Below are 22,525 nucleotides of genomic sequence, written 5' to 3'. Positions count from 1 at the left end.
CTCCCAGTAGACCGACGCCTGCTCCTTAACGCAGGCTCAGCCACTCTATCGAGTCAATTCTTCGGAAAATCGCCGATCCTCGGTGCCAGACTGTGCCCATGGCCCCGAGCGACGGCTGGTACCTCTTCGGACCGCTGCTTGCCGTCGCTGTCGTGGGCCTGCTCGGCCTGGTCTTCTGGCGGCTCGGGCTGTCCTGGATCGAGCAGGCCGACGACCCGTACGGCGGCCTGGCGATCTTCTTCGACCCGGACGACTTCGGGCTGCTCTGCGCGGCCGCGGTCACCGACACCACGGACGAGGCCGACGACATCCGGATGCTGCTCGCCGACGCCGGCATCCGGTCGACGCTCGGCATGCGCCGCGACGGCCGGATCGCCGTGCTGGTCTTCGGCGAGGAGCTGGAAGCCGCGCGCCGGTTGATGCTCTGATCAGAAATCGAAGGTCGGCTCGGGTACGTCGGCCCGCTCCACCTCGACCCCGAGGGCGGCCAGGTCGTTCACGAAGTTCGGGTAGCCGCGGTCGATGTGGTGCACCTCGCCGACCTCGGTCACCCCGTCCGCGCACAGGCCGGCGATGACCAGGCCGGCGCCGGCCCGGATGTCGGTCGCCCGCACCGGCGCCCCGGAAAGCCGGGCCCGGCCGCGCACCACCGCGTGGTGGCCGTCGGTCCGGATGTCCGCGCCCAGCCGCACCATCTCGTTCACGAACATGAACCGGCCGTCGAAGATGTTCTCGGTGATCAGCGACGAGCCGTCGGACACCGCGGCCAGTCCCAGCGCCATCGGCAGCAGGTCGGTCGCGAAACCGGGGTACGGCAGCGTCACGATGTCCACGGCCTTCGGGCGGTCGGCCATCCGCACCCGGAACTGGTTGTCACCCGGTTCGACCGCCGCGCCCGCCGCCACCAGCTTGTCCAGCGCCACGGTCAGGAACTCGGGGCGCACACCCTGGACCGTCACGTCGCCCCGGGTCATGGCCGCGGCGAACGCCCAGGTGCCGCCGACGATCCGGTCGCCCACCGTGGTGTGCCGGACCGGCCGCAGCGCCTCGACACCCTCGATCTCCAGCGTCGAGGTGCCGGCGCCGGAGATCCGCGCGCCCATCGCGGTGAGCATCTCGCAGATGTCGACGATCTCGGGCTCGCGGGCCGCGTTGTCGATCTCGGTGACGCCCTTGGCCAGCACGGCCGCCATCAGCAGGTTCTCGGTCGCGCCGACGCTCGGGAAGTCGAGCCAGATCTTGGAGCCCTTGAGGCCGGCCGGCGCCGAGGCGATCACGAAGCCGTGCTCGCCGGAGATGTCGGCGCCCATCCGGGCCAGGCCGGAGACGTGCATGTCGAGGCCGCGGGAGCCGATCATGTCGCCGCCGGGCAGGGCCACCCGGACGTAGCCGCGGCGGGCCAGCAGCGGGCCCAGCACGCAGATCGAGGCGCGCAGCCGGCGCACCAGGTCGTAGTCGGCCTCGCTGCCCGGTTCGGCGGGCACGTCGATGGTCGCTGAGCTGAATTCTTCCTCGCCCGCGAGCGTCACCTGGCAGCCCAGCCGGCGCAGCACCTCGGCCATGATCGCGATGTCGGTGATCCGGGGGACGTTCTCGACCACGCTGCGGCCCTCGGCCAGCAGCGCCACCGCCATCAGCTTGAGCGCCGAGTTCTTCGCGCCGCCGACCCGCACGTCGCCGTTGAGCGGCACACCGCCCTTGACCCTGATCACATCCACCCGCGCCATGGTAGGGGTGCCCGGCCGCCCGCGGTCCGTAGGGTTGGGGGATGGCCGTTCATCTGACCCGCATCTACACCCGTACCGGCGACGCCGGCGAGACCAGGCTGGGCAACAACGAGGTGGCCGCGAAGACCGACCCGCGGATCGTGGCCTACGCGGACACCGATGAGTGCAACGCCGCGGTCGGGGTGGCGCTGGCGCTGGGCAACCTCAAGCCCGATGTACGCGCGGTGCTGACCGCGGTGCAGAACGATCTGTTCGACGTGGGCGCCGACCTGTGCAATCCGATCGCCGACGACCCGCCGTACCCTCCGCTGCGCATCACCGAGGCGTACGTGACCCGGCTCGAGGGCTGGTGCGACGAATACCTGGAGGGACTGCCCGCGCTCGACTCGTTCATCCTGCCCGGCGGCACGCCCGGCGCGGCGCTGCTGCACGTGGCCCGCACGGTGGCGCGGCGGGCGGAACGCTCGGCCTGGGCGCTGCGGGCCGACGACCCGGACCGCACCGGCGACCTCCCGGCGAAATACCTGAACCGGCTCTCGGACCTGCTCTTCATCCTGTCCCGCACGGCCAACCCGGACGGCGACGTCAAATGGGTGCCGGGCGGTTCGGTGCGGTAAGGGCTAGCTCGGCGCCGGGCCGCCGTGATGACGCGGGATCAGCCGGCTGCTGCCGGGCGGCCCGGGCGGGCCGGCCTCGAGCCATGAGCTGAAGCCGGTGACCGTCGACTCGGCCATCGCGATCTCGACCGGCGAGTCGGGCGTGGTGCAGGCCAGGATGATCGAGTCGCCGGGAAGGATGAGCCGCTCGGGGCCCTCGGGCAGGCGGCGCGCGCCGACCGTGAGCGTGCGCCGGTTGAGCACCCGCTTGGGCCGGATCGAGAAGGTGAAGATGCGGTAGAAGCGCAGTTCGTCGCCGATGAACTGGCCGACGCCGGCGGACCAGCCACGACCGGGAACCATCGTGGTGACCCGGACCTGTAACCGGATGGTTCCGCCGCCGGCCATCAGCAGCCGGCGGCGGAAGAAGAGCAGGAGGAGCAGCGCGAGCAGCGCGGCGACGCAGATTCCGGCGATCTCCAGAATCCGCATCGCGAGGTCAGTGGGACTCGGGCTGAGCGGGCGACGCGCTCTCGGCCAGCACGGTCACACCGTCCGCGTCGATCGACAGGAAGCCGCCGGTCACGTCGTAGGTCAGCTGCTCGCCGCCGGCCAGCTTGACCCGCACCTGCGACGGCTCCTTGAGGAGGCCGAGCAGCGGGGCGTGGTTGGGCAGAACGCCGATCTCGCCCTCGGTGGTGCGCGCGACGAGCATCTCGGCCTCGCCGGACCAGATCTTCTCCTCGACGGCGACGACCTGGACGTGCAGCTGGTTGGCCACGAGGTCTCCTCAGCTCTGTAAAACTCAGTCGAGTGAAAGTCTAGGTGGTCAGGCCTTGTTGATGAATTCGGGGTGGTCCAACAGGAACGTGGCCACTGTCCCGTCCCGGATCGACGCGAAGAACGGATCGGCCGTGGACTGCAGGGCCTCGCCCTTGTACGACCCGTTGGTGATCACCGAACGGCCGGGCAGCTTGATCAGCGTCATGTTCCCGGGCCGGATGTTCTTCAGCGCCAGGCCCCAGTCGACCACCGAGTTGCCGTTGCCGTCGAAGATCAGCGACTTGCCGGCCGCCTGCAGCACCCGGTCGAGCGTGGCCGGGTTGCTCACCACGTCTTTGCTGAGCGCCTGCTGGGCCATCGCCTTGACGAACTGCTGCTGGTGGCGCTGACGGTCGTAATCGCTGTTCTTCAGGCCGTAGCGCTGCCGGACGTAGTCCAGGGCCTCCCAGCCCTCCAGGTGGTAGGTGCCGGGCTTGTAGGTCTTCTGCGGGCCGATGTACGGGTGGTCGCAGTTCGACCTCGGGTTGCGGCACCGCTCCGAGCGCGGCCGCGCCGAGCCGTCCGGGGCCAGGTGTTCCGACTTCACGGTCTGGTCGATCGTCATGGTGACGCCGCCCATGGCGTCCACGATCTTCTTGAAGCCGCCGAAGTTGATGATCGCGCCGGCGTCGAAGTCCTTGATGCCGGTCAGCTTGCTCACGGTCTTGGCCAGCAGGCTGAAGCCCTGTGGCACGTCGTGCTTGCCGTTGCCGACCGAGCTGCCGTACGACATCGCGGCGTTGATCTTGGCGGTGCCGCCGCGGAAACCGGTCTTGGGGAACGCCGGGATGTCCACGATCAGGTCGCGGGGCACGCTGAACAGGTACGCCTGGTCCATGCTGGCCGGGATGTGCACCACGAGGATCGAGTCGGACAGCGGCGCCGTGGTGTCGTTGCGCGGGTCGATGCCGACCAGCAGGATGTTCAGCGGGCCCTTGATGTCGACCTTCTTGGGCGGCGCCGGGCCGTCGCCGGGCAGCAACTTACGACTCTCCACCGCCCCGGCCACCCTGGCGGCCAGCACCTGACTGGCCACGATCGTGCCGCCGCTGATCGCCATCAGGATGCAGCCGAAGATGGCGCACAGCCGCGCCCACAACGGCGCCTTCCTCTTGGGCTCAGCCACCAGTTCTCCTGCCATCCAGCGCTTGATACCCGCCAACACTAACCGCCGAACCTGAGCGGAAGGTGCACCCATGACCTGGTCAAACGACGTCGAACGGGGCAGGAAACGCAAACGCCGCGCCGGACCTGACGGTCCGGCGCGGCGTCGACGACTGGCTGAGGTCAGCCCTTCATCAGCTCGTGCGCGTTCTTCTCGAGGTCCTCGAGGCCACCGCACATGAAGAAGGCCTGCTCGGGGAAGTGGTCGTACTCCCCCTCGGAGATCTTCTTGAACGCCTCGATGGTCTCCTTCAGCGGAACCGTCGAGCCCGGCACGCCGGTGAACTGCTCGGCGGCGTACGTGTTCTGCGAGAGGAAGCGCTCGATGCGGCGAGCCCGCTGCACCGTGACCTTGTCCTCCTCGGAGAGCTCGTCCATGCCGAGGATGGCGATGATGTCCTGCAGGTCCTTGTACTTCTGCAGGATCCGCTGCACCTCACGGGCGACCGCGTAGTGCTCGGCGCCGACGTACTCCGGCGCCAGGATCCGCGAGCTGGAGGCCAGCGGGTCCACGGCCGGGTAGATGCCCTTGTCGGAGATCGACCGCTCGAGGTTCGTGGTCGCGTCCAGGTGGGCGAACGTGGTGGCCGGGGCCGGGTCGGTGTAGTCGTCGGCGGGCACGTAGATCGCCTGCAGCGAGGTGATCGCCTTGCCCCGCACCGACGTGATCCGCTCCTGCAGCTGGCCCATCTCGTCGGCCAGGGTGGGCTGGTAACCCACCGCGGACGGCATGCGGCCCAGCAGCGTGGACACCTCGGAGCCGGCCTGGGTGAACCGGAAGATGTTGTCGATGAAGAGCAGCACCTCCTGGTTCTGGACGTCCCGGAAGTACTCCGCCATCGTCAGGGCGCTCAGCGCGACCCGCAGCCGGGTGCCCGGCGGCTCGTCCATCTGACCGAAGACCAGGGCGGTCTTGTCGAGCACGCCGCCCTCGTCCATCTCCAGGATGAGGTCGTTGCCCTCACGGGTGCGCTCGCCGACGCCGGCGAACACCGAGGTGCCGCCGAAGTTCCGGGCGACCCGGATGATCATCTCCTGGATGAGCACCGTCTTGCCCACGCCGGCGCCACCGAACAGGCCGATCTTGCCACCGCGCACGTACGGCGCGAGCAGGTCGAGCACCTTGATGCCGGTCTCCAGCATCTCGGTCTTCGGCTCGAGCGAGGCGAAGGGAGGCGGCTGGCGGTGGATCGGCCAGCGCTCCTGGATGTCCAGCGTCGACGGGTCGACGTTGAGCACCTCGCCCAGGGCGTTGAACACGTGCCCCTTGGTCACGTCGCCGACCGGCACCGAGATCGGCTCGCCGGTGTCCCGGACCTCGCTGCCGCGCACCATGCCGTCGGTGGGCTGCATCGAGATCGCCCGGACCAGGCTGTCACCCAGGTGCTGGGCGACCTCCAGGGTCAGGGTGCGGGTGCCCTCGGACAGCGTCACGTCCACGTGCAGGGCGTTGTAGATGTCGGGGATCTGGTCACGGGGGAACTCGGCGTCGACGACCGGGCCGATGACCCGGACGACGCGGCCGACGCCGGTCTCCGTCTTGGTGGGCTCAGCAACAGCAGTCATCACTCATCACTTCCCGCCGCGGCCAGCGCGTTGGCGCCGCCGACGATCTCACTGATTTCCTGGGTGATCGCAGCCTGCCGCGCGGAGTTCATCTCGCGCGTGTACCGCTTGAGCAGGTCGTCCGCGTTGTCGGACGCGCTCTTCATGGCCCGCCGGCGGGACGCCGACTCGCTGGCCGCCGAGTCGAGCAACGCCGCGTAGATCCGCGTGTTGAGGTACTTCGGCAGCAACGCGTCGAGCAGTTCCTCGGCCTCCGGCTCGAACTCGTAGGCCGGGCGCAGCCCGGGCTCGCGTTCGCGCTCCTCGACCTGCATCGGCGCCAGGAAATGCGCCTCCGAGGACTGGGTCATGAGCGACTTGAACCGGGTGCTGACGATGTGCAACTCGTCGACACCCTGGATGCCGTCCGGTCCGTGGCTCTCGCCAGTGTCGTCGGCGCCGGCCACAAAGGCCTCCAGCAGCGAGTCACCGACCTTCTTGGCGTCGTCGAACGTGGGCCGCTCGGAGAAGCCGGTCCAGCTCGCCGCGATGTCCCGGTTCCGGAACCGGTAGTAACCGGTGCCCTTGCGGCCGATCACGTACAGCGCCACGTCCTTGCCGTCCTCGCGCAGCCGGGAGATCAGCTGCTCGCAGGTGCGGATCGCGTTGGCGTTGTAGGCGCCGGCCAGGCCACGGTCGCTGGTGATCAGCAGGACGCCCGCCCGCCGCACGGTGTCGCGCGGCTTGAGCAGCGGGTTGTCGACCGACGCGTTGGACGCCAGGGCGGTGAGGACCTGGGTGATCGCCTCCGCGTACGGCTTGGAGGCGTTCACCCGCTCCTGCGCCTTGGCGATCCGGCTGGTGGCCACGAGCTCCTGCGCCTTGGCGATCTTCTTGGTCGACTTGACGGTGCGGATGCGCCGCCGCAGGGCCTGTACCTGACCGGCCATGGCTAGCTCTCGTCCTTGGCCGGCCGGACCTCGCGGGTCACGGTCTCGTGCGACTGCTCGCCCTCGAGCGGCGCGGCGTCCGGCTCGTTCAGCTTGACGCCGGTGTCGCCCTGCTTGAACAGGTCCTTGAACTCGTTGATGCCCGACTGGAGGCTCTCGACGTTGTCGTCGGAGAGCTGACCGGTCGACTCGATGCTGGTCAGCACGTCACTGCGGTGGCGCTTGAACCACTCGATCATCTCGCCCTCGAACCGGCGCACGTCGCCGACCGGGATGTCGTCGAGCTGACCGGTGGTGCCGGCCCAGATCACCAGGACCTCCTCGACCACCGAGTACGGCGAGTACTGGGGCTGCTTGAGCAGCTCGACCAGGCGCACGCCCTTCTCCAGCTGGGCCCGCGACGCCTTGTCCAGGTCGGAGGCGAAGGCCGAGAAGGCCTCCAGCTCACGGAACTGGGCCAGGTCGAGGCGGAGCCGGCCGGACACCGACCGCATGGCCTTGACCTGCGCCGAACCGCCCACCCGGGACACCGAGGTGCCCACGTTGATGGCCGGACGCACACCGGAGGCGAACAGGTCGCCCTCGAGGAAGATCTGGCCGTCGGTGATCGAGATGACGTTGGTCGGGATGTAGGCCGAGATGTCGCCGGCCTTGGTCTCGATGATCGGCAGGCCGGTCATCGAGCCGCCACCCAGGTCGTTGGAGAGCTTGGCGCAGCGCTCCAGCAGCCGGGAGTGCAGGTAGAAGACGTCGCCCGGGTACGCCTCACGGCCCGGCGGGCGGCGCAGCAGCAGCGACACGGCGCGGTAGGCCTCGGCCTGCTTGGTCAGGTCGTCGAAGACGATCAGGACGTGCTTGCCGTTGTACATCCAGTGCTGCCCGATGGAGGAGCCGGTGTACGGGGCGATGTACTTGTAACCGGCCGGGTCGGACGCCGGGGAGGCCACGATCGTCGTGTACTCCAGAGCGCCCTTCTCCTCCAGCGTCCCGCGGATGCTGGCGATGGTGGAGGCCTTCTGGCCGATGGCGACGTAGATGCAGCGGACCTGCTTCTCCGGGTCGCCGGACTCCCAGTTGGCGCGCTGGTTGATGATCGTGTCGAGCGCGACCGTGGTCTTACCGGTCTTGCGGTCGCCGATGATCAGCTGGCGCTGGCCCCGGCCGATCGGCGTCATGGCGTCGATCGCCTTGATGCCGGTCTGCAGGGGCTGCTTCACCGGCTGCCGCGCCATCACGTTCGGCGCCTGCAGCTCCAGCTCGCGGAAGCCCTCGTTCTCGATCTCGCCGCGGTCGTCGATCGGCTCGCCCAGGGCGTTGACGACGCGTCCCAGGTACGCGTCACCGACCGGCACGGAGAGGACGCGGCCGGTCCGCTTGACCTGCTGCCCCTCTTCGATGCCGGCGAATTCGCCCAGCACCACGACACCCATCTCGCGGATGTCGAGGTTCAGGGCCACACCCAGCGTGCCGTCCTCGAACTCGAGCAGTTCGTTCGCCATCGTCGAGGGCAGACCCTCGACATGAGCGATGCCGTCGCCCGCATCGGAGACGATGCCGACCTCCTCACGGGAGACCTCGGGCGTGTAGGACGAGACGTAGCGCTCTAGCGCCCCCCGGATCTCGTCCGAGGAGATGGTCAGCTCGGCCATCCTCTGCCTTCTCTAGTCAGCTCGGTACATCGGTCACCGAGGGGGCTGTCAAGAATCAGTTACTTGGCGAACGCCTGCTTCGCCTCGTTGAGGCGACGCAGGATCGTGCCGTCGTAAAGGTCGGAACCGACCTGGACGCTGACGCCGCCGATGACCCGCGGGTCAACGTCGACCTTCAGCGAGACCTGGCGGCCGTAGATTTCGGACAGTTTCGCGCCGAGGCGCTGTTCGTCGGCGTCGGTCAACGGCTTGGCGACGATCACGTACGCCACCTCGCGGTCCCGTTTCGCGGCCGTGAGCTCGACCAGCCGGGTCAGCGAGGCTTCGAAGCCCCGGCCACCGAAGCCCTCGAGCGCCTCTTGGATCAGCCGCACGGTGGCCGGCTGGGACTTGCTCTTGAGCAGGTCCTCCACCAGCTTAACCCGGCGGGAGGACGGCGCTCCGGGGTCACTGAGCGTGACCGAGAGCGCGGGGTTGCCCCGGACGATCTGGCCGAACCGGAACAGCTCGTCCTCGACGTCGGCCAGCTTCCCGGACTTGTCCGCGGCACCGAGCACCGCGTCCACGCCGAGCCGCTCGGTGGCGTTCAGCAGCTCACTCGGCCGCGACCAGCGGCCGGCGACCAGCACCGCGAGCGCGTCCACCGTGGTGGCCGACACCTTGCCACCGAGCAGCGAGACCAGCAGTTCGGCGCGGTCGCTACCCGGCCGGGCCGGGTCGGTCAGCGCACGCCGGAGCCGGGGCTCGCCGCGCAGCAACCCGGCCACCGACAGGATCTCGTCGGCGATCTGAGTACGCTGCGCGGCCGTGGCCTGGGCGGTGCCGGCGGCGAGCTTCTCCTCCGCCGCACCGTAGGCCTCGCGGGTGGCCGTCGCCATCAGCGCCGCCCGCCCGTCGCGTCCAGGTCGGCGATGAAGCGGTCGACCGTGCCACGGCTGCGAGCCTCGTCGGCGAGCGACTCGCCGACGATCTTGCTGGCCAGGTCGACGGCCAGCGTGCCGACCTCGGAGCGCAGGTCGCGGACGATGCTCTCGCGCTGGGCGGCGAGCTGCTCGCGACCGGCCGCGATGATGCGGTCGGACTCCTCGCGAGCCTTGGCCAGGACGTCCTGACGGATGCCCTCGGCGTCGGCGCGCGCCTCGTCGCGGATGCGAGCCGCTTCGGTGCGGGCCTCGGTGAGCTGCGCGCGGTACTGCTCGAGCAGCTTGTTGGCCTCGGCCTGGGCCTCTTCGGCCCGCTTGATCCCGCCCTCGATCGCGTCGACCCGGGCACGGAAGGTCTCTTCCATCCGCGGGAAGACGAACTTCATCAGGACGAAGCAGATCAGCGCGAAGGCGATGGAGCCGAGAACGAGCTCCTGCCACAGCGGAACGATGGGGCTGTGCTTGACCTCGCCGCCCTCAGCGGCCAGGAAGATGAGTGATGACGGCATGGGCACCTCCTAACGAGGCAGGGATCAGAGCTCGCCGGCCCAGATGAAGCCGAACGCGATCGCCAGCAGAGCGAGAACCTCGACCACGGCGAAGCCGATCCAGAGGAACGGCTGCGTGATGCGGGCCGCCTCCGGCTGGCGGGCGGTCGACTGGATGTAAGCGGCGAAGACCAGGCCCACACCGATGCCGGGGCCGATGGCCGCGAGGCCGTAACCGATGGCGGCGGTGCTACCCACTACTTCGGCGAGAAGCGTCGAAGGCATTTCCGGGTTCCTCCTCGTATCTCGCATGAGGTCTCATGCGGGACGACAACGGGTGTTACAAGGGAAATCAGGGACCGAGGCGGCGGGTCAGTGCCCCTCGGCGAGCGAGCCTTGGATGTAGCTGGCGGTCAGGACCGTGAACACGTACGCCTGGAGCGCGATGATCGCGAAGTCCAGGAACGTCAGCGCGATCGTCATCAGCCAGCTCAGCACCGAGACCGGCGCGAGCAGCGCGTTCGAGTTGATCATCGCAAACCCGCCGAGGGTGAAGACCAGCAGCAGCATGTGGCCCGCGAACATGTTCGCGAAGAGCCGGACGGCCAGCGAGAACGGCCGCACGATGAAGTTCGAGAAGAACTCGATCGGCACCAGGATCGGCAGGATGAACCACGGCGCCGGCGGGACCAGCGCGATCTTCAGGTAGCCGACCCCGTGCTTCTTGAAGCCGAGGTAGATGAACAACACCCAGCTGATCAGGGCGAGAATGATCGGGAAGGCGATGTGCGAGTTCGGCGAGATCTGGAAGAACGGGATGATCCCCCAGAGGTTCATCATGAAGATGAAGCAGAACAGCGTGGCCAGGTAGGGCGCGAAACGGACGCCCTCCTTGCCGATCATGTCCACCGCGATGTTGTTCCGCACGAAGCCGTAGATCGACTCGGCGAGCCACTGCTTCTTGGACGGAACCAGCTGAGGCTTCCGATAGGCGACCATGAAGAAGATGATCAGAATGGCCACCGACAGCCACAGCATCAACGTGATCTTGGTGAACCACGTGTCCGCGTGCCCGCCCCAGGGGACGATGCTGGGCAGGTAGAAGTCCTCCACGCTGGGCGGGAACGGAACATCCGCCGCGAGGACAGTCAACGTCTGACCGGTCACCGAGAGCCCTTCCAGGTCAGGCGCCGAGCCGGCGCGCAATGAGGTAGACACCAGCGGCACCGCCGATCACCGCGCCGATACCCATCGCGATGCCCTTGGTGCCGAGCAGGTAGTGGTCCACCAGCCAGCCGATCCCACCCCAGACGAGCATCCCTCCGATGAGGTAACTGATCGCCGTCCAACCACCGCTCGAATTGATCGGGGGTGGGGCGTCATCCTTGGGAGGTTCGGAAGGGGGCTGCTGACCGGCCATGACGGGCGAACGATATCAGCCGGAAACAGGAGCCTAGCCAAGACCCCCCAGGCAACGTGATGTTGTCCGGGCGCGGGTCGGCGCTCAACTGGAGCGAGACAGTACTCCTGCCCGGCAAGCCGACGCCATGAGTGACGCGCATCTGTCACCAAAACGGGCGTGTGGTGTCCCCCGTTGGCCTGCCTAAACGCACAATTTCCGGATATCACGGCGTGCGTTGCCGAGCGATCCGGCTCAACCAGAAGACCTGCACGCCGGTCAGCAGCACGGCGCCGGCGGCGAGGCCCCACGCCATCGCTTCACCGCCCGGCCACCCGGAGTTCGCCACCGCGATCATGAGGAAGACGATCGCCGCGTACTTGACCACATAGGCGGTCAGACCGATCGGCATCACCAGCTGCGGCCGGATCGCGTCGGCCCAGGCGATCGCCAGCGTGGTCAGGCTCACGCCGGCGGTCACCACGAGCAGGCCGGCCGCGGCGCCCACCGCGGCCGTGGTCCCGCCGATCAGGAAGCCGGCGGACGCGGCGCAGAGCACCAGCGCGAACCCGACGGCCAGCACGAACGGCAGGTGCTCGATGCGCCAGCGCGGGTCCTCGGGCAGCGGCGGCAGGTCGGGCAGCGGACGATCGTCGTCCTCGTCGTGACCCAGGATCGTCTTGATCACCCCGGCATGCGCGCGCTGGGCCGGAACGGTCTCCTCGACGTCGAGGTCGCGGTCCTTCTCGGTCACGCGAACACCTCCTGCCTTCCGTAGGCGGGAAAGTGTCGCACGAGCTCGGCGACCTCACCGGAGACGTCGGCCTCGTCGCGTACCGCCGTGCCGATCAGACCGGCGATCCGCCGCATCTCGTCCTCCCGCATGCCCTGGGTGGTGACGCACGGCGTGCCCACCCGGATCCCGGAGGCCACGATCGGCCGCTCCGGGTCGTACGGGATCGCATTCTTGTTCAGGGTGATCCCGGCCCGGTCACAGCGTCCCTCGGCGGTGGAACCGCTCACCTTCAGCCCGCGTAGGTCGGTGAGGGCGAGGTGGGTGTCGGTGCCGCCGGTGACCGGGCGCATCCCCTCGGCCGCCAGGCCCTCGGCCAGCGCCCGCGCGTTGGCGACGACCTGGCCCGCGTACCGGGCGAAGGCGGGCTGGGCCGCCTCCCGCAGCGCGACCGCCTTGGCCGCGATGACGTGCATCATCGGGCCGCCCTGGCTGAACGGGAAGACCGCCTTGTCGATGCGCGGCGCGAGGGCGGCGCGGCAGAGGATCATACCGCCGCGCGGGCCGTGCAGCACCTTGTGGGTGGTGCAGGTGACCACGTCGGCGTACGGGACCGGGGACGGCACGGCCCGGCCGGCGACCAGCCCGATGAAGTGCGCCGCGTCGACCATCAGGTAGGCGCCCACCTCGTCGGCGATGGCGCGGAAGGCGGCGAAGTCGATCAGCCGCGGGTAGGCGGTGGCGCCGCAGATGATCAGGGCCGGCCGGTGGGCCAGGGCCAGCTCGCGGACCTCGTCGTAGTCGATCAGCTCGGTGTCCGGGCGGACCCGGTAGCCGACGTGGTGGAACCACTTGCCGGAGAAGTTGACCCGGCTGCCGTGCGTGAGGTGGCCGCCGTGCGGCAGGTCCATGGCGAGGACGGTGTCGCCGGGCTGGACCATGGCGGCGTACGCGGCCAGGTTGGCCGCCGTGCCGGAATGCGGCTGGAGGTTCGCGTGCTCCGCCCCGAAGAGCTCTCGCGCCCGGCGTACGCCCAGCTCCTCGGCCTGATCCACCTCATGGCAGCCGCCGTAGTAGCGCGCCCCGGGATAACCCTCGGCGTACTTGTTGGTCAGCGTCGAGCCGAGCGCGGCCAGCACGGCCGGGGACGTGAAGTTCTCGCTGGCGATCAGCTGGAGACCGGAACGCTGGCGGTCGAGCTCGCCCAGCACGATCGCGGCGACCTCGGGATCGGTGTGCGCGAGCATGTCGAAGTCGGGACCCCAGAACGTGTCCATACCCGCTCCCTCGGACGGCCTCGCTGCCTGCTCGCAGCATATGGGTTAGTTCGTGAGCACGCGGGCACAGTGCGGTTATGCGTTGTCTGGTCACCGGCGCCACCGGCTACATCGGCGGGCGCCTGGCGCCTCGCCTGGTCGTCGAGGGCCATGAGGTTCGTTGTCTGTCACGGAGCGCGGCCCGGCTCCGGGACGTGCCCTGGGCGTCCGACGTCGAGGTCGTTGAGGGCGATTTGTCCGATCCGAGCACGCTACCGGCCGCGTTCGAGGGCATCGAGGTCGCCTACTTCCTGATGCACTCGCTCGGCAAGCCCGACTTCGAGCGGCGCGACCGGGAGGCGGCCCGCAACTTCGCCGAGGCGGCCGACCGGGCCGGCGTACGCCGGATCGTCTATCTCGGCGGCCCCCAGCCCCCGGCCGACGGCACCCAGTCGGCCCACCTGCGCTCCCGGGCCGAGGTCGCCCAGATCCTGCTGGACGGCCCGGTCCCGACCGCGGTGCTGCGCGCCCCGGTGATCATCGGCTCCGGCTCGGCGTCCTTCGAGATGTTGCGCTACCTGACCGAGCGGCTGCCGGTGATGGTCACCCCGCGCTGGGTGCGCAACCGGATCCAGCCGATCGCGGTCCGCGACGTGCTGCGCTACCTGATCGGCTGCGCCGGCCTGCCGCCCGACGTGAACCGGGGCTTCGACATCGGCGGCCCCGACGTGCTGACCTACCTGGAGATGATGCAGCGGTACGCCCGGGTCGCGGGACTGCCCCGGCGCCGGGTCAAGCCGCTGCGCCCGCTCACCCCCTGGCTGTCCGCGCACTGGGTCGGGCTGGTCACCCCGGTGCCCAGCGCGATCGCCCGGCCGCTGGTGGGCAGCCTGATCCACGAGGCGTTCGCCCACGAGCAGGACATCCTCGAGTACGTGCCGGGCGAGACGCTGAGCTTCGACGAGGCCGTCCGCCGGGCCCTGGGCAAGATCCGCGACGCCGAGGTGGAGACCCGCTGGTCGACCGCGTCCGGGCTGGACCCGGTGGCCGAGCCGCTGCCCAGCGACCCGGACTGGTCCGGCGGCACGCTGCATCAGGACAAGCGGGCCGGCCGGGTGAACGCTCCGGCCGCCTCGCTGTGGCGGGTGATCGAGGGGATCGGCGGCGACAACGGCTGGCACTCGATCCCGCTGGCCTGGTCGGTGCGCGGCTGGGCCGACCGGCTGGCCGGCGGGGTGGGCCTGCGCCGGGGCCGCCGGGACCGGGATCGGCTCCAGGTCGGCGAGGCGCTGGACTGGTGGCGGGTGGAGGAGATCCGCCCGGGCGAGCTGTTGCTGCTGCGCGCCGAGATGCGGGTGCCGGGGCGGGCCTGGCTCGAGATGCGGGCCGTGCCGGACGGGCCGGACCGCAGCATCTACCTGCAGCGGGCCATCTTCCTGCCGCGCGGGCTGGCCGGGCAGGTCTACTGGGCGGCGATCCTGCCGTTCCACGGCCTGGTCTTCGGCGCCATGGTCCGCAACATCGCCCGGGCCGCTAGCGCGCCGCCGCGCGATTCAGACGATCATGTACGGCCAGCCACTCCTCGGTCGCCGGCGGCCTCTGGACGATGATCGTGGCGACGCCCCGGTCGTCGAGCCGGTGCAGCGCCGCGTAGAGGTCGGCGGCGTACTCAGCCGGGTCGTGGCCCAGGACCTCCGCGCCCTCGACGTCGTCCAGGGTCACCAGGCCGGACGTTCGTTCCCGCTCGGGGATCGTGTCGGCGAGAACAAGCCGCGCGCGCGGCGCGTAGTGCCGCTTGCTCATCCCCGGCGAGGGCCGGGCGCTACCGTCCGCGACCTGCTCCGACGGCAACGCGACCCGGCCGATCACCTCGCGGATCGCCCGCAGGCTCAGCGCTCCGGGCCGCAGCAGCCGGGGCGCGCCGGCGGCCACGTCCAGCACGGTCGACTCGATGCCCCACCGGCAGGCGCCACCGTCAAGCACCAGCGGCACGTCCGGCAGGCCGCGCACCACGTGCTCGGCGGTGGTCGGCGACAGCCCCTCCGACCGGTTCGCGCTGGGCGCGGCGAGCGGCAGGCCGCTCGCTTCGAGCAGTCGCAGGGCCACGTCGTGGGCCGGCACCCGGATGGCGATCGTGTCATTGGCGGCGCCGGCCACGGTCAGGTGCGGCGCGCGGCGGACCACCAGGGTCAGCGGGCCGGGCCAGAACCGGGCGGCCAGGTCGTCGGCCACGTCCGGCCACTCCGCGGCCAGCTTGCGCGCCTCGGCGACGCCGGCCACGTGCACGATCAGCGGGTTCCAGGACGGGCGGTTCTTCAGGCGGTAGATCTCGGCCACCGCCTTCTCGGAGAAGGCATGCGCGCCCAGGCCGTACACGGTCTCGGTCGGGAAGGCGACCACCGAGTCGGCGCGCAGCAGGTCGGCGGCCCGGCGCAGCCCGGCCTCGTCGGGCGGGACGACGGTCACGGGAGCAGCAGCGTGGCGAACGGGACGGTGGTGTCCTCGATCTCGTCGCCGACCCGCTGGAAGGTCTGGTCGCCACGGCCCCACGGGTCGTCCAGATCGTCGCTGGGCAGGGCTTCCTTGTCATCGCGCAGGGCGTGTGCCGCCTCCACGATGGCCACGCCGCGGGCGTGCACGGCGTCGGGCGCGTCGGCCGAGGCGGGCGGCAGGCCGGTCGGGTCGATCGAGGCCACCAGGCGCCCGAACTCGCCCAGCACGAAGGTGCGGCCGGCGGCGTCGGGGCGCAGCGCCACTACGTAGTCGTACTGGTCGGCGGTGGCGGTCAGGATCAGGTCGGCGTCGTCCAGGAAGTCGCCGCGCAGCTTGCGGGCGGCGAAGCCCTCGGGCGTGCCGTTGCGGGCGCGCACCTGTCGAGCCGCCGGCGGGTTCATCTCTTCGCCCTCGTGCCAGCCCCCGGTGCCGGCGCTCACGCTGCGCACCAGGTCACCCGCCTGCGGAGCGCGGTCGCGGACCGCCCGGTCGAGCAACCGCTCGGCCATCGGCGACCGGCAGATGTTGCCCATGCAGACATGCAGGACGGTGAAGGGCGCCACGGTCAGGCCTCCGCGGCGGCAATGTCCGGCACCACGTCGCGCAGCTTCTCCCACGGGATCGAGCCGACCCGCATCACCCGGGGCACGTCACCGGTGACGTCGACGACCGTGCTCGGCGCCGGGTCGGCCGCCTGGCCGGCCTCGAGATAGACGCGTACGGAGTATTCGAGCTGTTCGCGAGCCTCTTCGGCGGTGACCGGGGCGCCGGCCCCGACCTTGTTGGCCGTGGTGACCGCCATCGGGCCGACCTCACGCAGCACCTCGAGCGCGACCGGGTGCAGCGGCATCCGCACGGCCACCACGCCGTCGGTCTCGCCCAGGTCCCACTGCAGGCTCGGCGAGTGTTCGACCAGGATGGTCAGCGCGCCCGGCCAGAACGCGTCGGCCAGCTCACGCGCGGCCTTGGGCAGCGAGTAGACCAGGCCGTCCAGGGTGTGCCGCGAGCCGACCAGCACCGGGGGCGCCACCTGCTGGTCCATGCCCCGGGCGCTGTGCAGGGCCCGGACGGCGTGTGGGGTGAACGCGTCGGCCCCGATGCCGTAGACCGTGTCGGTGGGGAAAACGACCAGCTCACCGCTCTTGGCGGCATCGACGGCGGCGGCGATCCCGCGATCGCGGTCGGCCACGGTCCGGCAGTCGTAGAGCATCACGAGGTGCAGTCTGCCATGGCCACCTGATCACCCTGTCGGCTCCACCACACCGCGATGCCGCGCGGTCACCTTCGCCGGGCGGTGGCGAAGCGCGGGCGGCCGGTCAGGTCACGGTGTTCGGTGACGTCGGTGAACCGCCCGTCGGCGCGGAGCAGGCCGGGCACCGCCGAGCCCTGGGTGTCGTCGTGCTCGAGGCCGAGCGCTCCGCCCGTACCCAGCAGCCGGGCCGCCAGCGCGATCACCGGGCGGATCACCGCCAGGCCGTCACCACCGCCGAAGACCGCCTCGAGCGGGTCGTGCACGATCACCTCGGCGGGCACCCGGGTGCCGTCCGGCACGTACGGCGGGTTGCACAGCAGCACGTCCACCGCCCCGTCGAGCTCGCGCAGCAGCGCCGGGTCGGTCACGTCGGCCTCGATCACCTCGACCGCGTCCCCGGCGTTGCGCCGCAGCCAGACCAGGGCCTCCGGCGACCGCTCGACCGCGATCACCCGGCCCGCCAGCGTCTCGTCGGCCACCGCGCAGGCGATCGCGCCGCTGCCGCTGCACAGGTCGACCACGGTCGCGCCCGGCGCGGTGTGCTCGATCCCCCAGCCGGCCAGCAGCTCGGTCTCCGGGCGCGGGATGAAGACGCCGGGACCGACGGCCAGCTCGAGGTGGCGGAAGGCGGCCGAGCCGATCAGGTGTTGCAACGGGACCCGCTGAGCGCGGCGGGCGATCAGCTCGTCGAGACGCCCGGCCTCGTCCGCCCGGACCGTGTCGACGAGGGCCAGCCGGCCGCGTCCGATCCCGAGCACGTGGGCGGCGAGGAGTTCGGCATCCGTACGCGGACTGGCCACCCCGGCATCGACCAGCGAAGATGTAGCCCGTCTGAGAATCGGTGCGAGCGGTGTCCGGTCCATGCCGGGCGAGGGGTGTTCGTCTCGCGGTGTCACGGCATAATCATGGAACGTCGCGTATGACGCTGAGCGGCCGGGGAGGCGCCTGGTGAGTTGGTTGGACCAGCTCGCGGATCATGTCGGGGAATTGCGGGAGGCCGGGCGTCTGCAGCAGGGTGGCAAGTCAGCCAAGGCTCTTCCGATCCTCGACCGTGTGCTGGACGCCACGACCGATCCGACGACCCGGGCGTACGCGCTGATCCAGCGCTTCGGCGCCCTGATCAACCTGGGCCGGGTGGCCGAGTTCGCCTCGGCCATGACGGCCGCGGCCCAGGCCGTCCGTGAGGTCCCCGACCCCTATCTGCGCGGCCAGATGCATGCCTTCGCCGCGCTCGCGGCCCATCTGCAGAGCGCGCTCGACCGTGGCGTGACCCATCTGGTGCAGGCGTCCCGGGCGCTGGCCGCGGTCACCGACGGCGACACCGAGACCGCCTGGGGCTGGCACGACCTGGCCATGGCGTACTCGTACCTCGGCTTCCACGGCCACGCGCTGACCGCGATCGAGCAGGCTCGCGAGGTGGGCGCCGCGGCCGGTCTGGCCCCCGAGGTGTTCGCGGCGCCCGGCATCCGGCTCCGCAACGCGGTCTCCCTCGACCACCACGGCGACACCGACGGCTGCCTGCGGGTGCTGCGCGACATCGACGCCGAGCTGACCCGATACGTGGCGACCGGCGCCGATGCCAAACTGCGGCCACACAGCCGGGCGGTGTACGGCTACGCCCTGGCCCGCCGGGCCGCGCTGGGCGAGCGCACCGAGACCGACGCGACCAGCTGGCTGTCCCGGGGCGGCGACAGCGCCCGCACCCGCGACCTGCGCCACCTCGGCGGCGTCTGCCTGACCATCGCCGACGGCAAGCCGGCCGAGGCGCTGGCCCAGCTCGACGCCGTCCCGGTGGCGGCCGACGTGCTCGGCGCCGCGGAACCGGCCCGGCTGCGCAGCATCTGCTACACCGCGGCCGGCGACCACGCGGCCGCGCACGCCGCCGACCGGCACGCGTTCCGGCTGGCCGCCCAGCGCATCGACCGGCTCCGCGACGGCTACCTGGACGGCGTGGCCGCCCGGATCGACGCCCAGCGGGTCGAGCCGCGCGACCACGGCCGGTACGGCGACGAGACGCTCACCGACCCACTCACCGGCCTGCCCAACCGCCGGCAGCTCGAGCGCTACATCACCGGCATGCTGTCCCGGGGCGAACGGGCCGCGGTCGGCGTCTGTGACCTGGTCGGGTTCAGCGAGGTCAACTCCCGGCACGGCCGCCAGCGCGGAGATCTCGTCCTGCAGCGGATCGCCGGGGTGTTGAATCGGGTCATGCGGCGCGGTGATTTCGTGGCCCGGTTCGCCGGTGACGAGTTCGTGGTGGTGCTCCCGGGCGCCGGCCCGGCCCAGGCGGCCGAGGTGTCCCGGCGGATCAGCGCGGCCACCGCGGCCGAGAACTGGCAGACCATCGTGCCCGGAACGCCGATCGGCATGGCGGCGGGCTGGTCCGAGGTCGGCGTGAACGGCCGCACCCTGGCCGCGGCGCTGGCGGCAGCAGCGGCGAACCGGATCCCGGCCGTTCCGGCATGAGCGCCCGCACCGACCGGCGCTCGCTCGCGCGTGTCCACGGGCTCGCCGGCGAGGGCCAGAAGGGCATGCCAAGGTGAGCAGAGCATGACGGTGATCGAGCTCGGCGAGGTCTCCACGAGCAGTGCCGGCCCGGCGCCCGCCCGCCCGTTCCACCCGCGTGATCTGCGCCGGGGCCTGGTCGCCGTGATCGCCCTGCTCACCGTGCTCGGGGTGACCGGCTCGTCCCGGCCCGAGCCGCGAGGCCTGCGGACCTCGTGGCGGATCCCGGCCACGCAGGAGCCGTTCACGGTGCAGGGCGACACCCTCTACGTGCAGCGGTCCTTCACCCCGCAGTTCCCCAGCACCGCGCTGCCCGGCACCAAACCACGCGGCCCCGAGGACCAGCGGCCGACGCTCGAGGCGCGGGCGATGGCCGACGGCAAGCTGCGGTGGAAGGTCGCGCTCGAGGAGGCGGGCGGCGGCTCGGTCGACGCCGGTGTTCCGGGCCTGGTGATGGTGCCCCAGCCGGAACAGCAGGCGGACGGCAGCAACCCGACGCGCAGCGTCATCGCGCTGGACGCGGCCACCGGCCGGGAACGCTGGCGGCATCGCGGCGAGCCGTACGGCCGGATCGGCGCCGACCGGACGCTGCTGGTCGAGTGGGGCGCCCGCGGCGGCTCGATCCTGCGACTGCACATGGTGCGCGTGGCCGACGGCGCGACGCTGTGGTCGTACACCCCCGAAGAGGCCGCCTTCGTCAGCACCACGACCCTCATCGGTGGCACCCCGGACGAGCCGGCCGAGATCCTGATGGTCGACCGGATCGGCGGCGTCGAGGTCCACAGCCTGGCCGACGGCAAGGTCGTGCGGACCGGCAAGCTGCCGTGGCTCCCGGCCGACCCCGGCGACGACGCGTACGCGTACCTGATGGTCTTCGGTGACGTCCTGATCGCGGTCACCGTGGAGAACGGGGCCATGAACGTCTCCGCCCACGACGTGGCCACGCTGCGCCCGCGGTGGAGCCAGTTCACCGAGAACACCCAGCTCGGCGGCATCTTCGACTGCCTCGGGCTGATCTGCCGCGGCTCCTCGCGGCTGGGCATGGAGGCGCTCGACCCGCACACCGGCCGCCCGACGTGGCGCAGCGACGGCTGGGACTACGGCCACCCGCTGAGCGACACCCGGATGTTCGTCGAGTCGCACGACGGCGGCGGCAACGGCGTCCTCGACATCCGCACCGGCCGGCTGGTGGCCCGGTTCCCGGCCGGCATGGTCGTGACCGACCAGCAGACCGGCGGCCTGGTGCTGCTCGGCTTCACCAGGGAGCAGCCGACCCGGATGACCGTCAACGTCCTCCAGCCGGACAACACGCTGCGGCTGGCCGGCGCGCTGCCACCGTTCGGCGAGCAGGGCTGCCAGATGTCCGGCTCACGCCTGGTCTGCCTGAACCGTCGCGATCAGGGCGCGAACCCCGACCCGGCCCTGGTCCTCGCCGACCCGGCCAATCAGGAGATCGTGGTCACTGACGTCGGCTGATGTCGGCGTCCCCGGCCAGCCGGGCCTGCCGGTCGGCCTCGGCCAGCGCGTCCAGCACGCCGTCCAGGTCGCCGTTGAGGGCCAGATCGAGGTTGTACGCGGAGTAGCCGATCCGGTGGTCGGTGATGCGGTTCTGCGGGTAGTTGTAGGTGCGGATGCGCTCGGAGCGGTCGACCGTACGCACCTGGGCCTTGCGCGCGTCCGACGCCGCCGCGTCCGCCTGCTCCTGCGCCGCGGCCAGCATCCGGGCCCGCAGGATGCGCATCGCCGACTCGCGGTTCTGCAGCTGGCTCTTCTCGTTCTGGCAGCTCACCACGATGCCGGTGGGCAGGTGGGTGATCCGGACGGCGGAGTCGGTGGTGTTCACCGACTGGCCGCCCGGACCGGACGAACGGAACACATCGACCCGGATGTCCCCCGGTTCGATCTGCACGTCAACATCCTCGGCCTCGGGCAGCACCAGCACGCCGGCCGCGCTGGTGTGGATCCGGCCCTGCGACTCGGTGACCGGGACCCGCTGCACCCGGTGCACGCCGCCCTCCCACTTGAGCCGGGACCAGACGCCGTGGCCGCCCGCGGGCACACCCTTGGTCTTCACGGCCACCGAGATGTCCTTGACCCCGCCCAGGTCCGACTCCTGCGAGTCGATCACCTCGACGGTCCAGCCGTGGCGCTCGGCGTACCGGGTGTACATGCGCAGCAGGTCACCGGCGAACAGCGCGGATTCCTGGCCGCCCTCGCCGGCCTTGATCTCGACGATCACGTCCTTGGCGTCGTGCGGGTCGCGCGGGGCGAGCATCTCGCCGAGCTTCTCCTCCAGCGGCTGGAGCATGGCGGCGACCGCCTCGACCTCACTGGCGAAGCTCGGGTCCTCGGCCGCCAGTTCCTTGGCGGCGGCCAGGTCGGCACGGGCCGCCTCGAGCTCGAGGTGGGCGGTGTTCAGCGGCGCCAGCTCGGCGAAGCGGCGCCCGACCCGGCGGACCAGGGCCTGGTCGGCGTGGATGGAGGGATCCTCCATCTGCTTCTCGAGGTTCTTGTATTCCTCTAGCAGGCTGGACAACCGGTCGTTGCTCACGGTGCTCTCCCGGGTCGGTGAAGAACGCAAACGGCGCCCGACCCCGGATCTCCGGGGCGGGCGCCGTCGAGGTAGCTACTTCTTCTTGGCTGCGTTGACCTTCGCGTACTTCGCCTGGAACTTGGCGACCCGGCCCGCGGTGTCCAGCACGCGCTGCTTGCCCGTGTAGAACGGGTGGCAGGCGGAGCAGGTCTCGACGCGGATCTCGCCGCCCTTGGCGGTGCTGCGGGTCGTGAAGGTGCTGCCGCAGGAACAGATGACCTCGGTCGCCTGGTACTGCGGGTGAATGTCGGGCTTCATGAGTCGCTCGGTCCTCTCGAATGGCGGTCGCCGGGTCGCCCTTGCTGTTCAATGGGCGTGAACCGGAACCAGTGGCCGATGTACCAGTCTGCCATGTGGTGCGGCGTACTGGGCTTCCGGGGGTTGAAACGTGAGCCACCCTCGCCGCATTCCCGCTCATCAGGGCAAGATG

25 protein-coding genes are annotated in these 22,525 nt (G+C 70.7%); 5 read left to right on the top strand and 20 right to left on the bottom strand.

Annotated features, from left to right (window positions below):
• The first annotated feature begins 98 nt into the window (after window positions 1-98).
• The gene (locus AB0O15_RS06630) at window positions 99-428 is read left to right on the top strand and encodes a hypothetical protein (protein ID WP_364314912.1); all 330 of its coding nucleotides are present in this window, start codon (window positions 99-101) and stop codon (window positions 426-428) included.
• Here AB0O15_RS06630 and murA read toward each other — a convergent pair whose 3' ends face one another.
• The gene (murA, locus tag AB0O15_RS06625; protein ID WP_364314910.1) at window positions 429-1,727 is read right to left on the bottom strand and encodes a UDP-N-acetylglucosamine 1-carboxyvinyltransferase; all 1,299 of its coding nucleotides are present in this window, start codon (window positions 1,725-1,727) and stop codon (window positions 429-431) included.
• A gap of 41 nt (window positions 1,728-1,768) precedes the next feature.
• Here murA and AB0O15_RS06620 point away from each other — a divergent pair, with 41 nt between their 5' ends.
• A complete protein-coding gene (locus tag AB0O15_RS06620; protein ID WP_364314908.1) occupies window positions 1,769-2,344 on the top strand; it encodes a cob(I)yrinic acid a,c-diamide adenosyltransferase in 576 nt (191 codons plus the stop codon).
• A 3-nt stretch (window positions 2,345-2,347) separates the two neighbouring features.
• Here the strand turns inward: AB0O15_RS06620 and AB0O15_RS06615 are convergent, their stop codons facing one another.
• The 13 genes from AB0O15_RS06615 to glyA form a co-directional block, all read right to left on the bottom strand.
• Entirely contained in the window at window positions 2,348-2,815 is a 468-nt protein-coding gene (locus AB0O15_RS06615; protein WP_364314905.1) for a DUF2550 domain-containing protein, read from the bottom strand.
• A 7-nt stretch (window positions 2,816-2,822) separates the two neighbouring features.
• Complete coding sequence (locus tag AB0O15_RS06610; RefSeq protein ID WP_364314903.1) at window positions 2,823-3,104, bottom strand: F0F1 ATP synthase subunit epsilon; 282 nt, start codon at window positions 3,102-3,104, stop codon at window positions 2,823-2,825.
• Between the two features lie 48 nt (window positions 3,105-3,152).
• The gene (locus AB0O15_RS06605; protein WP_364314900.1) at window positions 3,153-4,286 is read right to left on the bottom strand and encodes an LCP family protein; all 1,134 of its coding nucleotides are present in this window, start codon (window positions 4,284-4,286) and stop codon (window positions 3,153-3,155) included.
• A gap of 146 nt (window positions 4,287-4,432) precedes the next feature.
• The gene (gene atpD, locus AB0O15_RS06600) at window positions 4,433-5,878 is read right to left on the bottom strand and encodes a F0F1 ATP synthase subunit beta (protein WP_364314898.1); all 1,446 of its coding nucleotides are present in this window, start codon (window positions 5,876-5,878) and stop codon (window positions 4,433-4,435) included.
• Window positions 5,875-6,804, bottom strand: a complete 930-nt coding sequence (locus AB0O15_RS06595) for a F0F1 ATP synthase subunit gamma (RefSeq protein ID WP_364314895.1) — start codon at window positions 6,802-6,804, stop codon at window positions 5,875-5,877. The genes atpD and AB0O15_RS06595 overlap by 4 nt, the downstream gene beginning before the upstream one ends.
• A 2-nt stretch (window positions 6,805-6,806) precedes the next feature.
• Window positions 6,807-8,453 (bottom strand): F0F1 ATP synthase subunit alpha, encoded by a 1,647-nt coding sequence (gene atpA / locus AB0O15_RS06590; RefSeq protein WP_364314892.1) that lies wholly within the window; start codon window positions 8,451-8,453, stop codon window positions 6,807-6,809.
• 59 nt (window positions 8,454-8,512) lie between these two features.
• Entirely contained in the window at window positions 8,513-9,331 is an 819-nt protein-coding gene (locus AB0O15_RS06585; RefSeq protein WP_364314889.1) for a F0F1 ATP synthase subunit delta, read from the bottom strand.
• Window positions 9,331-9,885 carry a F0F1 ATP synthase subunit B gene (locus AB0O15_RS06580; RefSeq protein ID WP_364314886.1) on the bottom strand — a complete coding sequence of 185 codons (555 nt, stop codon included), beginning with the start codon at window positions 9,883-9,885 and terminating at the stop codon, window positions 9,331-9,333. Before AB0O15_RS06580 ends, AB0O15_RS06585 begins: the two co-directional genes overlap by 1 nt.
• Before the next feature lie 24 nt (window positions 9,886-9,909).
• The gene (locus AB0O15_RS06575; RefSeq protein ID WP_364314885.1) at window positions 9,910-10,149 is read right to left on the bottom strand and encodes an ATP synthase F0 subunit C; all 240 of its coding nucleotides are present in this window, start codon (window positions 10,147-10,149) and stop codon (window positions 9,910-9,912) included.
• Window positions 10,150-10,236: 87 nt separating this feature from the next.
• Window positions 10,237-11,031 carry a F0F1 ATP synthase subunit A gene (atpB, locus tag AB0O15_RS06570; protein ID WP_364317102.1) on the bottom strand — a complete coding sequence of 265 codons (795 nt, stop codon included), beginning with the start codon at window positions 11,029-11,031 and terminating at the stop codon, window positions 10,237-10,239.
• Between the two features lie 16 nt (window positions 11,032-11,047).
• Window positions 11,048-11,284 carry a hypothetical protein gene (locus tag AB0O15_RS06565; protein WP_364314883.1) on the bottom strand — a complete coding sequence of 79 codons (237 nt, stop codon included), beginning with the start codon at window positions 11,282-11,284 and terminating at the stop codon, window positions 11,048-11,050.
• Window positions 11,285-11,489: 205 nt separating this feature from the next.
• Complete coding sequence (locus tag AB0O15_RS06560) at window positions 11,490-12,017, bottom strand: hypothetical protein (protein WP_364314880.1); 528 nt, start codon at window positions 12,015-12,017, stop codon at window positions 11,490-11,492.
• Entirely contained in the window at window positions 12,014-13,273 is a 1,260-nt protein-coding gene (glyA, locus tag AB0O15_RS06555; RefSeq protein WP_364314877.1) for a serine hydroxymethyltransferase, read from the bottom strand. Before glyA ends, AB0O15_RS06560 begins: the two co-directional genes overlap by 4 nt.
• 77 nt (window positions 13,274-13,350) lie before the next feature.
• Here glyA and AB0O15_RS06550 point away from each other — a divergent pair, with 77 nt between their 5' ends.
• Window positions 13,351-14,862 carry an SDR family oxidoreductase gene (locus tag AB0O15_RS06550; RefSeq protein WP_364314875.1) on the top strand — a complete coding sequence of 504 codons (1,512 nt, stop codon included), beginning with the start codon at window positions 13,351-13,353 and terminating at the stop codon, window positions 14,860-14,862.
• Here the strand turns inward: AB0O15_RS06550 and AB0O15_RS06545 are convergent.
• The 4 genes from AB0O15_RS06545 to prmC all read right to left on the bottom strand — a co-directional run bounded on the left by AB0O15_RS06545 (window position 14,786) and on the right by prmC (window position 17,860).
• A complete protein-coding gene (locus AB0O15_RS06545; RefSeq protein WP_364314873.1) occupies window positions 14,786-15,718 on the bottom strand; it encodes an L-threonylcarbamoyladenylate synthase in 933 nt (310 codons plus the stop codon). The genes AB0O15_RS06550 and AB0O15_RS06545 overlap by 77 nt on opposite strands.
• Window positions 15,715-16,308: a phosphotyrosine protein phosphatase gene (locus tag AB0O15_RS06540; RefSeq protein WP_364314871.1), complete on the bottom strand. Its 594-nt coding sequence runs from the start codon at window positions 16,306-16,308 to the stop codon at window positions 15,715-15,717. The genes AB0O15_RS06545 and AB0O15_RS06540 overlap by 4 nt, the downstream gene beginning before the upstream one ends.
• Before the next feature lie 2 nt (window positions 16,309-16,310).
• On the bottom strand, window positions 16,311-16,955 hold the full coding sequence (locus tag AB0O15_RS06535) for an L-threonylcarbamoyladenylate synthase (RefSeq protein WP_364317099.1): 645 nt from the start codon (window positions 16,953-16,955) through the stop codon (window positions 16,311-16,313).
• A gap of 68 nt (window positions 16,956-17,023) precedes the next feature.
• Window positions 17,024-17,860: a peptide chain release factor N(5)-glutamine methyltransferase gene (gene prmC / locus AB0O15_RS06530; RefSeq protein WP_364317096.1), complete on the bottom strand. Its 837-nt coding sequence runs from the start codon at window positions 17,858-17,860 to the stop codon at window positions 17,024-17,026.
• Between the two features lie 85 nt (window positions 17,861-17,945).
• Between prmC and AB0O15_RS06525 the strand changes: the two genes are divergently transcribed.
• Window positions 17,946-19,463: a GGDEF domain-containing protein gene (locus tag AB0O15_RS06525; RefSeq protein ID WP_364314868.1), complete on the top strand. Its 1,518-nt coding sequence runs from the start codon at window positions 17,946-17,948 to the stop codon at window positions 19,461-19,463.
• Window positions 19,464-19,547: 84 nt separating this feature from the next.
• On the top strand, window positions 19,548-20,978 hold the full coding sequence (locus tag AB0O15_RS06520; protein ID WP_364314866.1) for a PQQ-binding-like beta-propeller repeat protein: 1,431 nt from the start codon (window positions 19,548-19,550) through the stop codon (window positions 20,976-20,978).
• On the opposite strand, the gene prfA is transcribed toward AB0O15_RS06520, so the two are convergent.
• Both prfA and rpmE read right to left on the bottom strand, forming a co-directional pair.
• Window positions 20,962-22,053 carry a peptide chain release factor 1 gene (gene prfA, locus AB0O15_RS06515; RefSeq protein WP_364314863.1) on the bottom strand — a complete coding sequence of 364 codons (1,092 nt, stop codon included), beginning with the start codon at window positions 22,051-22,053 and terminating at the stop codon, window positions 20,962-20,964. The genes AB0O15_RS06520 and prfA overlap by 17 nt on opposite strands.
• A 75-nt stretch (window positions 22,054-22,128) precedes the next feature.
• Window positions 22,129-22,353, bottom strand: a complete 225-nt coding sequence (gene rpmE, locus AB0O15_RS06510) for a 50S ribosomal protein L31 (RefSeq protein WP_364314861.1) — start codon at window positions 22,351-22,353, stop codon at window positions 22,129-22,131.
• Window positions 22,354-22,525: the final 172 nt, after the last annotated feature.

This window comes from Actinoplanes sp. NPDC089786 (assembly GCF_040684855.1).
Classification (GTDB): domain Bacteria; phylum Actinomycetota; class Actinomycetes; order Mycobacteriales; family Micromonosporaceae; genus Actinoplanes.
This window is presented reverse-complemented; position numbering and strand designations above follow the sequence as displayed.